The 12,423-nt window shown below is 66.7% G+C and carries 9 protein-coding genes; 1 reads left to right on the top strand and 8 read right to left on the bottom strand.

Annotated elements, in window-relative coordinates; genetic code table 11:
* Positions 1 to 107: 107 nt before the first annotated feature.
* Genes FEM01_RS23790 through FEM01_RS23755 form a run of 8 tightly spaced genes read right to left on the bottom strand, consistent with a single transcriptional unit; the run spans position 108 to position 6,192 of the window.
* On the bottom strand, positions 108 to 1,001 hold the full coding sequence (locus FEM01_RS23790) for a metal ABC transporter substrate-binding protein (RefSeq protein ID WP_431188623.1): 894 nt from the start codon (positions 999 to 1,001) through the stop codon (positions 108 to 110).
* A 5-nt stretch (positions 1,002 to 1,006) separates the two neighbouring features.
* Complete coding sequence (locus tag FEM01_RS23785) at positions 1,007 to 1,906, bottom strand: metal ABC transporter permease (protein WP_138221864.1); 900 nt, start codon at positions 1,904 to 1,906, stop codon at positions 1,007 to 1,009.
* A complete protein-coding gene (locus tag FEM01_RS23780; RefSeq protein WP_138221863.1) occupies positions 1,906 to 2,652 on the bottom strand; it encodes a metal ABC transporter ATP-binding protein in 747 nt (248 codons plus the stop codon). Before FEM01_RS23780 ends, FEM01_RS23785 begins: the two co-directional genes overlap by 1 nt.
* Positions 2,649 to 3,557, bottom strand: coding sequence for a metal ABC transporter substrate-binding protein (locus tag FEM01_RS23775; protein WP_138221862.1), 909 nt, complete (start codon positions 3,555 to 3,557; stop codon positions 2,649 to 2,651). The genes FEM01_RS23780 and FEM01_RS23775 overlap by 4 nt, the downstream gene beginning before the upstream one ends.
* A gap of 16 nt (positions 3,558 to 3,573) precedes the next feature.
* On the bottom strand, positions 3,574 to 4,143 hold the full coding sequence (locus FEM01_RS23770) for a DUF6162 family protein (protein WP_138221861.1): 570 nt from the start codon (positions 4,141 to 4,143) through the stop codon (positions 3,574 to 3,576).
* The gene (locus FEM01_RS23765) at positions 4,140 to 4,457 is read right to left on the bottom strand and encodes a hypothetical protein (protein WP_138221860.1); all 318 of its coding nucleotides are present in this window, start codon (positions 4,455 to 4,457) and stop codon (positions 4,140 to 4,142) included. The genes FEM01_RS23770 and FEM01_RS23765 overlap by 4 nt, the downstream gene beginning before the upstream one ends.
* A complete protein-coding gene (locus FEM01_RS23760; RefSeq protein WP_138221859.1) occupies positions 4,454 to 4,993 on the bottom strand; it encodes a thiamine pyrophosphate-binding protein in 540 nt (179 codons plus the stop codon). Before FEM01_RS23760 ends, FEM01_RS23765 begins: the two co-directional genes overlap by 4 nt.
* Entirely contained in the window at positions 4,990 to 6,192 is a 1,203-nt protein-coding gene (locus FEM01_RS23755; protein ID WP_138221858.1) for a PepSY-associated TM helix domain-containing protein, read from the bottom strand. The genes FEM01_RS23760 and FEM01_RS23755 overlap by 4 nt, the downstream gene beginning before the upstream one ends.
* Positions 6,193 to 6,427: 235 nt before the next feature.
* On the opposite strand from FEM01_RS23755, the gene FEM01_RS23750 reads away from it, so the two are divergent.
* Positions 6,428 to 12,423: non-ribosomal peptide synthetase (locus tag FEM01_RS23750; RefSeq protein WP_138221857.1), on the top strand; the 5,996-nt coding region annotated here is incomplete at its 3' end.

The raw sequence follows: 12,423 nt of genomic DNA, 5'->3' as shown, positions 1-12,423 counted from the left end.
GAACCTTAACCGGTGTCCAAAATTGCTTGACCAGTTCAAAGCCGCTCCCACAGGGGGCGCGCCAGTTTTCAATTACTGAGCAAGACCGTTACTACAAGGGGTTGCGATCAGCCCTTCGCCAACGCTTCGACTACCTGTTCGACGCTGGCCTTGAGCCCGGCCACGGCATCCTGAGCATCGGCGTCGACCACCAGCAACCTGGCGCCGCTGGCCTGGATGGCTGCGGCTACCTTCGGGTCGGGCTGGCGGTGATGCAGCACCAACGCCACATCCTGCTGCTTGAGGTTGTCGGTCAGCGCCTTGAGCGCCGCGTCGTCCCACTTGTCGTCGGCTGGCAGGGGCTGTTCGACCAGATCCAGGTTCAACCCGCTGGCCAGATACCCCAGACGTTCGGACAAGCTGACCACGCTGAGGTTGTCCACCTCGGCCAGCTGCGCCTGGCTGCTGGCGGTCAGCTCCAGCATCTGCCGTTTGAGGGCGGCAAGGTTGGCCTGGATCTTGGGTTTTTCCGCAGGCGACAGGCGTTCCAGGTCGTTGGCCAGCACATCGGCCATGCGCCCCAGGTTGGTCGGGTTGAGCCACGGGTAGGCACCGAACGCCTCGTCACCGGTGACCGCGATACCGGGCAGGGCGCCGTCCACCGGGCGCGCGGCGTCGATCTCGACAATGCGTATATTGCTGCGTCGGGCCAGGGGGTAGAGCGGGTCGTCGCGCCAGATCGAGCGCACGCCAATCACCGCGTCGGCCTTGAGCGCGGCCTTGTGCAGGCTGGGCCCACCGCGTCCGCTGAAGTACGACGGCTGGCGACTGGCCGGCAACTCGGCCGGTGCCGCGCGGGTCAGTTGCACCGCGGTGCCTTGTAGCAGCGCGGCCGCCAGGCTGTGGGTCAGTGGCAGGGTAGTCAGGACCTGGACGTTGGCGGGCTTGGCAGCGGGCTGCGCGGCCAGGCTCAGGGCCGGCAGGCCGGCCAGGGCGACGGCGAGGGTGAGGCGTTTGAGCATCGGGGTCATGCCGGGTTTCCTTGCAGGCGTGGAACGAGGGCGCGGGCCAGGGCGGCGAGGGCGAAGCAGATCCCGGCGACCAGGATGATCGCCGCGCCCGAGGGCACCGGTAGGTCGAGGACGATCGGCAGCAGGATGCCGAGCAGGGTGCTCAGGGTGGCGATCAGCACCGACACGAAGAAAAACCCCTTGAGCGACTGGCTTACCAGGCGCGCGGCGGCAGCGGGGATCACCAGCAGGGCGCCGACCAGAATCGCCCCGATCACCTTCACTGCGGCCACCGTCACCAGGGTCACCAGCACGACGAACAAGTAGTCCAGGGTTTTCACCGCCACCCCGCGCACTGCCGCCAGTTGCGGGTTGAAACTGGCCAGCATGATGCGGTTGTACAGTGGCACGGCCAGCGCCAGTACCAGCGTCGCGACGATCCCCAGCACCATAAGGTCCTGGCCGCTGACCGTCAGCACCGAGCCGAACAGCACGTTCTCCAGAATGTGCACGTTGATCTTGCCGGCCAGCATCAGCAGCAGGCTGGCGCCCAGCGCCAGGGACACCGAGAGGAACACCCCGATCAGCGTATCCGGCGAAAGCCCGGTGCGGTTGCGCAGAAAATTGAGCAGGATGCCGAACAGCAGGCAGTAGCCAAACAGGCTGCCGTAGGGGCCGGTGTACGGTTCACCGAGCAGGATGCCAATGGCCACGCCGGTCAGCGCGGCGTGGCCGACCGCCTCGGAAAAGAAGGCAAAGCGCTTGACCACCACCAGCGTGCCGAGCCCACCCAGCACCGGGCCGATCATCAACCCGGCGAGCAGGGCATTGACCACGAACCCGTAGGCCAGCGCCTCGGGCAGGTAACCTGCGCTGGCCCACTGCTGGAGCATCTCGCGGAAAGCGTCGTAATTCATCAGGCAAGGCTCTCGCTGCGTGGGTGGACGGAAAACAGCCCGAGCAGGCGCTCGGGGGTCAGGGCCTGGGCGGGCGGGGCATCGAACAGCACCTGGCGGTTCAGGCCGGTGACCCGGTCGGCCAGGCGCAGCACCGCTTCCAGGTCGTGCTCGATCCACAGCACCGTGGTGCCGGCCAGGCGCCAGCCGTGCAGCAGTTGCTCGAACACCTGGATGCCCGCTTCGTCGAGGGCCGACATCGGCTCGTCCAGCACCAGCAATTGCGGCTCGGGGATCAGCCCCTGGGCCAGCAGCACGCGCTGGCGTTCACCGCCAGACAGCGCGCCCATGCGGCGCTTGCGCTTTTCGAGCATGCCGACCCGGGCCAAGGCCGAGTCGATGTCCGGGCGTACCCGCCGCGACAGGCCGAGAAACGCCGGGCGCCGCTGGCACATGGCGGCCATGAAGTCGTCCACGGTCATCGGCAGGCCACGGTCGAATTCCAACGCCTGGGGTACGTAGCCAATCACTTCGCGCGCGCCGGGCCAGTGCAGGGTCAGTTGGCCCTGGTGTGGCATCTGCCCAAGCAGGGTCTTGATCAGCGAACTTTTGCCACCACCGTTGGGCCCGACGATCGCATGCACGCTGCCGGGGGCGACGTCGAAGCGTACGTTCTCGAGGATGCGCGTGCGGCCCAGGGTCAGGTCGATGCCCTCGAACGCGATGCGTGGGCCGTAGGCGGCGCTCAGGTGGGCTGCGGCGGTCACGCGCGGTTCTCCTGGATGGCCCGCACCACGGTGTCGAGGTTGCGCTTCATTTCCACCTCGTACTTGTCCTGGGTGTATTCGCCGTAGGAGATATGCGTCAGCGGATACAGACGCACCCCCGATTCGCGCTGGATGGTCTGGACATACGCCGAGGGGAAGTCCATTTCCGAGAAGATCACCTTCACATCCAGTGCCTTGAGCTGGTCGATGGTCTTTTTCAACTGCGCAGGGCTGGGTTCGATGCCGTGGGCCGGCTCCACCACGGCGGTCACTTCCAGGCCGAAGTCACGTACCAGGTAGTCGTAGGCGGCGTGGATGGTGGCCACGCGCAAGGTCGTGCCGGGGGCTTCGGTGACCTGGGCCAGGGCCTCGGCGCGCAGGGCACGCAGGCGTTTGGCGTAGGCACGGGCATTGGTTTGGTAGAACTTGGCGTTATCCGGGTCGAGCTTGCCCAGCTCGCGGGCGATGTTGTTGACCTGGGCGATGGTGGCGCTGATCGACAGGAAGGTGTGCGGATTGACCACCTTGCCGGCGCCGCGCGCAGCGATGCCGGTGGCGGCCAGTAGGGGGACATTGCTGTTCGATTCGATGGTCTTGATATCAGGTTTTTCGCTGGCGGCGATCATGCGGTCGGCGAAGTCGTCGTGGCCCACGCCGTTGAGCACGATCACGTCCAGTGTGCCGATGCGCTTGATGTCCTCGGCGCGCGGTTCGTAGGCGTGGGGGTTGAAGCCTGCCGGGATCAGCGGCACCACCTCGGCCTTGTCGCCGACGATGTTGCTCACGTAGCTGTAGTAGGGGTGCAGGGTGATGCCGATGCGCAGTGGCTTGCCGTTGTCGGCGAAACCCAGGGCGGGCAGGGTGGCGGCCAACAGCAGCGCCAGGGTGCGGGCGAAGCGGAGCATGGGCGGGTCCTTGAAGTCAGTGACGGTGCTGGCGGGTAACCCCGGCATCGAAATGGGTGGCGATCTGCTGCCAGCCGGCGGCGATCAGGGTATTCGCGTCGAGGGCGTCGGGCGCGAGCGCAGCGCTGTCGCGGCGCAGCCAGACATCGGGCTGGGCGTCGGCGGCCTGGGGCACGATCAGCAGGAAGCTGCCGGCGATGCCGACGTCCCGGCTGCGTCCCAGGTAGGCATTGCCGCCCAGTTGCGACCATTGGTGGCGGCCACGGGCCTGGCTGCTGGCGTCGTTCACGAAGGGTGGCAGGCCGTCCTCGGCCAGGGCCTCGGCGGAGGGCATGGCGCCGCTTTCTTCGCGCAGTACGCGGACCTCGTCCGCCGCCACCCACAGGTCGGTATGGATGCCCTGCTCGGCGGCGTTGAGGTCGCGCCGGGCGTCGAGCTGGTGGGCTTCGACGGACTGTTCGTCCTCGCGCTCACCGCGCAGCGCGACCACGCTTGCCGCCAGCACCACGATCAGCAGGGCGCTCAGCAGCACATAGAGGGTTTCATGCCCGGCACCGGCCGGGCGCACGATCTGTGCGCGGCTCATGGCGCACCGATGTCGGCATGATCCACTTCGACGACGTGGCCTGGGCCTGCATCGAACAACACGTAGAACTCGCCGTCCGGGCGCTTGAAGGTGAACGTGGAGTCATCGCCCAGCTTGCTGGCCATCAGCACCTGCTCGTCATAGCCGATCACATCCAAGGTCACCCCCGGTGCGCCGCTGCCGTCGGAGAAGCCGCCCTTGCAGGTGATCTGATCGCCGCTTTCGGTGCAATCGCACATCGGATTGTGGGCCAGCACCGGGGGCGCGGCCAGCAGCGTCAGGGGCAGGGCGAGCCTGCGCATCAGGTGTTTCATTTGTTGCCTCCTTGTTTTTCGAGCCAAGCCGCAGTGGCCGGGGATGCCTTGGCCAGTGGCACCGAGGCTTGATACAGCTTGCCGTCCCAGCCCTCGACGGTGATCCAGATGTCGGCATCCGGGCGGGTGCGCGGAGGGATCGGCAGGTTGGTGACCATGCGTGCCGGTGCACCGAAGAAGATCGTGCCGGCGGCGCGCAGGCTGCGTGGCTTGCCGATGCGCAGGTAGATGGCCTTGACGCCTTCGGTGCAGGTGGCGCACAGGGCGGCGTTGAAGGTCTTGAAGTCGCCCGCCGGGCCGTCGGCGCGCGGTGGCTCGTCGCGCAGCTCGGCCAGATCCAGGTGCCAGCGCCCGACCTGAATGTCCTTGACGATGTTGGCGCCCAGGCCACTGTCGCCTCGGAACAGGCTGGCGTCGGCGAAGTACTTGGGCATGAATCCCAGCGGGATGAGGATCAGCAGGATGTTCAGGTGGAAGCGCCATTTCAGCCACCACTGCTTGAGGCCGCCTTGCGGCAGGGTATTCGCCTGGCTCATGGCTGGGCCTCCACGGTGGTTTCACGGTGCGGCTTCACCCGCGCCGGGCGCTCGCTGCGCTTGAGGGCGGCGGCGGTGGCCTGGGCAGTGCGCTTGGTCCAGATCAACAGGCCGCTGAGCACCATCAGCGTCAGCACCAGGCCGAAGAAGAACCAGATCAGCTTGATCGCCAGGCCGCCGAAGTCGCCGGTGTGTAGCGGGCGCATCGACTCGGTGACGAACTCCAGGGTGGAGCGGTCGCCCAGCAGGAACTGACTATCGACGTTGCGCGTGTAGGGATTGACCTCGGCGGTCTGGAACATCAGCGGATACCAGCCGCGCCCGCCCATGCTGATGTGGCTGTAGGCGGTGGCCGGTAGCGAAATGAAGCTGATGTCCAGGCCTGGGATGGTCTGGGTGGCGATCCGTGCGGCCTCGTCCAGGTCGATGCGCGGCGCCGGGCTGCCGTCGGGCGTTTGTGGCACCTGCTCGCGGGCGATCACCGGCACGATCGGCTCGCTGGAAATGGTCACATGGTTATCGCCCAGGATCGCCTGGATCAGGAACCAGGTGCCGGTGATCGAGATCACCGCGATGAACCAGATCGACCACACCCCGGCCAGGCGGTGCAGGTCACCCCAGAAAATCCGTGCGCCGTGCCCGGTGCGCACTGGCTTGAAGAACCCGCGCCAGAATTTCTTGTACACCACAAGTCCAGTCACCAGCGAAGCCAGCATCGGTAGTCCGAGCAGCGACACCAAGTACCAGCCCCAGCTGTAGCCCTGGGTGAACGGCACCAGCCACCAGCCATGCAGGGCGCGGGTGAAGGCTTCGAAGTCGAAGTCCGGGCGCTGGCCCTGAATCGCGCCGGTGTAGGGGTTTACGTAGAGCAGCGCGGTGGTGCCATCGGGGCGCGTCACCGAGGCGTTCAGGGCAAAGTGCGAGCCGTCGGGCTGGCTGAGAAACTTCACGGCCAACTCCGGCTTGGCCTTGTGCATGGCGTCGAGCACCTGCTGGAAGCTCAGGCGCTCGGCATGGGCGTCGTCGGGCTGGCTGGCACGCACGTCCGGGTTGGCCAGCCAGACGATTTCCTGGCTGACCACCGCGAGCATGCCGGTGAAGCATACGATCAGGACGAAGAACCAGATCGGCAGGGCGAGCCAGCTGTGTACCAGGAACCACAGTTTTGAGTTGGATTTCTTTTTCGCGTGTCGGGCCATCGGTCGGTCTTCTGCATGAAAAGTGCGGTCGAGGCGCGGCTCAACCGTGAAGGCTGCACTTAATAGGACGGATGAGAATGAGAAACCTGTCAGGTCAAATGAAAGAAAATGTTTCAAGGCTCGCCCGGCGCCGGTCTGGCTGCGGCGCGAGCCATTAACTTTTTTCAGGTTGTATCCGTTTCGTAGGGATAGCCGGGCACTGCCCGTGGTACCCCACCTGTACGGAAGCAACCTGATGAATGCCGAAAAGTCCCTGCAACTGGCCCGCCGTTTCATCGAACTGCCGCTGGAAAAGCGCCGCGTGTTCCTTGAAAGCCTGGCCAGGGAGGGCATCGACTTTTCCCAGTTCCCGATCCCTGCCGGGGTAGTGGCCGACGACCGCTTGGCGCCATCCTTCGCCCAGCAGCGCATGTGGGTGCTCTGGCAGCTCGACCCGCAGGGCGCGGCCTACAACCTGCCCGGAGCGGTGCGACTCAAGGGCGCGTTGGACGACGCCGCGTTGGAACAGGCATTCGCCCGTCTGATCGAGCGCCATCAGGCGTTGGCCTGCGTGTTCCAGCAGCAGGACGACCAGCGTCTGGCCCAGGTGCATCGCCCGGCGCCGCCGCAGGTGCAGCGGGTTGACCTGCGCGACCTGCCAGCCAGTGAGCGTGAAGCGCAGGTGCGCGCCGAAGTCGAGGCCGAGTCGCTGCGTCCGTTCGACCTGGAGCACGGCCCGCTGCTGCGCATCCGTTTGCTCAAGCTGGCCGAGCAGGAGCATGTGCTGCTGCTGACCCTGCACCATATCGTTTCCGACGGTTGGTCGATGAACGTGCTGATCGACGAGTTCAGCCGCTGCTATGACGCGTTCGCCGCAGGCCAGCTGCCGCAGTTGCCGGCCCTGCCGATCCAGTATGTCGACTACGCCCTGTGGCAGCGCCGCTGGCTGGAGGCGGGCGAGCTGGAGCGTCAGCTGGCCTACTGGCAAGCCACCTTGGGCGATGAGCAGCCAGTGCTGGAACTGCCGCTGGACCATCCGCGTCCGGCGACCCCGAGCTTTCGTGGCAGGCGCCTGGAATTTGCCGTGGACACAGTGCTGGCCGAGCAACTGCGCGGGTTTGCCCGTCAGCACGAGTTGACCCTGTTCATGCTCCTGCTGGGTGGTTTCGGCCTGCTGTTGCAGCGTCACACCGGCCAGGCCGACCTGCGCATCGGCAGCCCCGTGGCCAATCGCAACCGCAGCGAGGTCGAAGGCCTGATCGGCTTGTTCGTCAACACCCAGGTGCTGCGCGTGCAGCCGGATACGCATCAGGATGGCCTGGCCTACCTGCAAGCCGTACGCCAGACCGTGCTCGGCGCCCAGGCCCATCAGGATCTGCCGTTCGAGCGCCTGGTCGATGCGCTCAAGGTCGAGCGCAGCCTGGCCCACGCGCCGCTGTTCCAGGTGATGTACAACCACCAGCCCGAAGTGACCGACCTGACCGCCGTGACCCTGGCCTCGGGCCTGGCGTTGTCGTCCCTGGACTGGCGCAGCCGCACCACCCAGTTCGACCTGAGCCTGGACACCTATGAAAAGGGCGGCGTGCTGCATGCTGCCTTCACCTATGCCAGCGACCTGTTCGACGCCGCCACCATCGAGCGCATGGCCGCTCACTGGCAAACCTTGCTGGCCGCGCTGGTACAGCAGCCGCAGCGTGCTTTGTGGCAACTGCCGATGCTCGATGACGGCACCTTGCAGCGTGTCCTGCACGACTGGAACGCTACCGCCACCGACTACCCGTTGCAGCGCGCCGTGCACCAGTTGATCGAAGATCAGGCCCGGCGCACCCCCGACGCCGAGGCGCTGGTGTTTGGCGACCAGCGCCTGAGCTACGCCGAGCTGGAGTCCCAGGCCAACCGCCTGGCCCATTACCTTCGGGCCCAGGGCGTCGGCAATGACCAGCTGGTGGGTATCAGCGTGCAACGCAGCGTAGAGATGGTCGTTGGCCTGCTCGGCATCCTCAAGGCCGGCGCCGCCTATGTGCCGCTGGACCCGGAGTACCCGGCCGAGCGCCTGGCTTATATGGTCGAGGACAGCGGCATCGACCTTCTGCTGACGCAACAGGCGCTGCTGGCCAGCCTGCCACTACCGGACCAGGTGCGCTGCGTCGCCCTCGATACCCTGGACCTGGGCGCGCAGCCCACCACGCCGCTGGCGCTGGCGGTGGATCCGGCGCAACTGGCCTACGTGATCTACACCTCTGGCTCCACCGGGCGCCCCAAGGGGGCTGGCAACAGCCACCGCGCATTGACCAACCGCCTTTGCTGGATGCAGCAGGCCTATCAGCTCGATGCCAGCGACACCGTGTTGCAGAAGACCCCGTTCAGCTTCGATGTGTCGGTGTGGGAGTTCTTCTGGCCGCTGATCAGTGGCGCGCGCCTGGCGGTGGCCGCACCCGGCGAGCACCGTGAGCCGGCGCGGCTGATCGCGAGCATCCAGCGCTATCAGGTGAGCACCCTGCATTTCGTGCCGTCGATGCTCCAGGCCTTTATCCATGAACCGGGCGTCGAAGCTTGCAGCAGCCTGCGCCGGGTGGTGTGCAGCGGCGAGGCGCTGCCGGTGGACGCCCAGCAGCACGTGTTCGCCCGGCTGCCAGCTGCCGGCCTGTACAACTTATACGGTCCCACCGAGGCGGCCATCGACGTCACCCACTGGACCTGCCGCGACGAAGGCCGCGACAGCGTGCCGATTGGCCAGCCCATCGCCAACCTGCGCACCTACGTGCTCGACGCAGGGCTTGAGCCGGTCGCGCCCGGGGTCTCTGGCGAGTTGTACCTGGGCGGTATTGGCCTGGCCCGTGGCTACCACCGTCGCCCCGGCCTGACTGCCGAGCGTTTCGTCGCTGACCCGTTCAGCGCGGGTGAACGCCTGTACCGCACTGGCGACCGCGTGCGCCAGCGTGTCGATGGGGTCATCGAATACCTTGGGCGCTTCGACCATCAGGTGAAAATTCGTGGCCTGCGCATCGAGCTGGGCGAGATCGAAGCGCGCCTGGCCCAGCACCCGAGCGTGCGTGAGGCGGTGGTGCTGGCGCTCGATGGCAAGCGACTGGTGGGCTACCTGGTGCTCACGCAACAGGGCGAGGGTTGGCAGCAGGCGCTCAAGGACTGGCTGCTACAGGCGCTGCCTGAGTTCATGCTGCCGACCCACCTGATTGCATTACCCAGCCTGCCGCTGACGCCTAACGGCAAGCTCGACCGCAAGGCCCTGCCGCAGCCCGAGGCCGCGCCGCGCGAAGCGTATGCAGCGCCGCTCGATGACCACCAGCGCCTGCTGGCGCAGGTCTGGGCCGAGGTATTGGGGTTGGCCCAGGTCGGTATCGACGATAACTTCTTCGAGCTGGGCGGTGACTCGATCATCGCCATCCAGGTGGTCAGCCGCGCGCGCCGCGAGGGCTTGCAGTTCAGCCCGCGCGACCTGTTCCGGTACCAGACCGTGCGCAGCCTCGCCGCGGCGGCCGGGCATGCGCTGGCGGTGCAGGCCGAACAGGGGCAAGTACAGGGCCAGGCGCAGCTCAGCGCGATCCAGTTGCAGTTCTTCGAGCAGGCCATGCCGGTGCGTAGCCACTGGAACCAGTCGCTGCTGCTGACCCCGCGCCAGCCTCTGGATGGCGAACGCCTGGGCGCTGCGCTGGCGCAACTGCTGCGCCAGCACGATGCCCTGCGCCTGCACTTCAGCCAGCACCAGGGCCAATGGCAGGCCTGGCATGCTGATGCTCAACAGGTGTTCAGCGAGCATGCCGTGGCGAGCGCCGAAGCGCTGGCCGAGCTGTGCCAGGCGGCCCAGTGCAGCCTGGACCTGACGGCGGGCCCGTTGCTGCGTGCGGTGCTGGCGCAACTGGCGGATGGCAGCCAGCGCCTGCTGTTGGTGATCCATCATCTGGTGGTCGATGGCGTGTCCTGGCGGGTGCTGCTCGAAGACCTGCAGCAGGCCTACCAGCAGCAGCCTTTGCCGGCCAAGACCAGCGCCTGGCAGGCCTGGACCGCGCGCCTGCCGGCGCTGGCCGAGCGTCACGCAGAAGAACTCGATTACTGGTGCGCACAGACCGTGGCTGGCGAGTTGCCTTGCGACAATCCCGAAGGCCAGGCCAGCAACCGCCATGCCTGCACATTGCAAACCCGTTTCGATGCGGCCTTCACCCGCCAGTTGCTGCAACAGGCGCCAGCGGCCTACCGCACCCAGGTCAACGACCTGCTGCTGACGGCCCTGGCCCAGGCCGTGGCCGACTGGAGCGGCCAAGCCGAGGTACTGGTGCAGCTCGAAGGCCATGGCCGCGAAGAGGTGTTCGAGGATATCGACCTGTCGCGCACTGTGGGCTGGTTCACCACGCTGTTCCCGGTGCGCCTGACGCCCTGCGCCGAACCCGGCGCTGCGCTCAAGACCATCAAGGAACAATTGCGCGGCGTGCCGCACAAAGGTCTGGGCCACGGCCTGCTGCGCCAGTTGGGCAGCGTCGAGCAGCGTCAGGCGCTGGCCGGGCAGCGCTCGCCACGCATCACCTTCAACTACCTGGGGCAGTTCGACCAGCAGTTCGACGAGCGCGCCCTGTGGGAGCCGGCCACCGAGCGCAGCGGCGCGGCCCAGGATGCCGACGCGCCACTGGCGAACTGGCTGACGGTGGAAGGGCAGGTGTATGGCGGCGAGCTGAGCTTGCAGTTCGGTTTCAGTACGCAGATGTACCAAGAGGCGACGATTGCCGGGCTGCTCGAAGGCGTGCGCAGCCGTCTGCATGCGCTGGTTGCCCATTGTTGTGCGTTGCCGGCGCCGCAGGCCACGCCGTCGGACTTTCCGCTGGCCGGCATCGACCAGGCCGGGCTCGACGCCTTGGGCTTGCCGCTGGCCGAGGTCGAGGACCTCTACGGCCTGTCGCCGATGCAGCAGGGCATGCTGTTCCACAGCCTGCTCGCGCCTGACAGCGGCAGCTACATCAATCAGCTCAGCGTGCAGGTCGAAGGCGTGGAGGCCGAGCGCTTGCGCGCGGCGTGGCAGGCCAGCGTGGATGCCCACGATATCCTGCGCAGCGGCTTCATCTGGGACGCTACCCTGACCCAGCCGTTGCAGGCGGTACAGCGCCAGGTCGAGTTGCCGTTCACCTACCTCGACTGGCGCGACCGCGAAGACGCCGAGACGGCCGTCCAGGCACTGGCCGAAGCGGAGCGCCAGCGTGGCTTCGACCTGCGCCAGCCTGGGCTGTTGCGGGTCGTGCTGGTGCGCCTGAGCGATACGCTGTGCCAGCTGGTGTATACCCACCATCACGTGCTCATGGACGGCTGGAGCAATGCCCAGTTGCTGGGCGAGGTGCTGCAACGCTACCAGGGCCAGACGGTCGATACTGGCCCAGGGCGCCTGCGTGACTACATCGGCTGGCTACAGGCCAAGGGCAGCACCGCCAGCGAGACCTTCTGGCGTGCCCGGCTGGCAGCGCTGGACAGCCCCACCCGGTTGGCGCTGGCACTGCCTCGGGCGGCTGGCGGCGAAGGTTTCGGCGATCACTACCAACGCCTGTCGGCTACGGCGTTGCAACGCCTGGATACGTTCGCGCGTGGGCACAAGGTCACCCTCAATAGCGTGATCCAGGCCGCCTGGCTGCTGCTGTTGCAGCGTTACACCGGGCAGCCTTGCGTGTGTTTCGGCGCCACCATGGCAGGCCGCCCAGCGCAACTGCCCGGTATCGAGCGTCAGATCGGCCTGTTCATCAATACCCTGCCGGTGATCGCCAGCCCCGGCGCTACCCAGACTGTGGCCGAGTGGTTGCAGCAGGTACAGACACTCAACCTTGATCTGCGCGAGCACGAATACACGCCGCTGGCCGAGGTGCAGCGCTGGCATGGCCAGGGCGGCGATGCGCTGTTCGACACCTTGGTGGTATTCGACAACTACCCGGTGGCCGATGCGCTGCGTCAGGCCGGTGGCGAGGTGCGCTTCCAAGGTCTGGAGCAGCGTGAGCACACCCACTATCCGCTCACCCTGGCCGTGGGGCAGGGCAGCGGGCTGGAGTTGCACCTGAGCTTCGACCGTGGCCAGTTCGACGATGCGGCGGTGGCGATGCTGGCGCGCCATCTGGTGCAGTTGCTCGATGGTTTCTGCGCCGACGCCGCGCAGCTGCTGGGCAACCTGGGCTTGCTGGTGGCCGATGAACGTCGGCAACTGCTCGAAGGCTTCAACGCCACCGACACCGAGTACCCGCTGGCGACCCCGGTGCAACGCCTGAT

The sequence above is a fragment of the Pseudomonas mosselii genome (assembly GCF_005796105.1).
GTDB classification, from domain to species: domain Bacteria; phylum Pseudomonadota; class Gammaproteobacteria; order Pseudomonadales; family Pseudomonadaceae; genus Aquipseudomonas; species Aquipseudomonas mosselii_C.
Note: the sequence above shows the minus strand (reverse complement) of the source record. Positions and strands in the feature narration are given on the sequence as shown.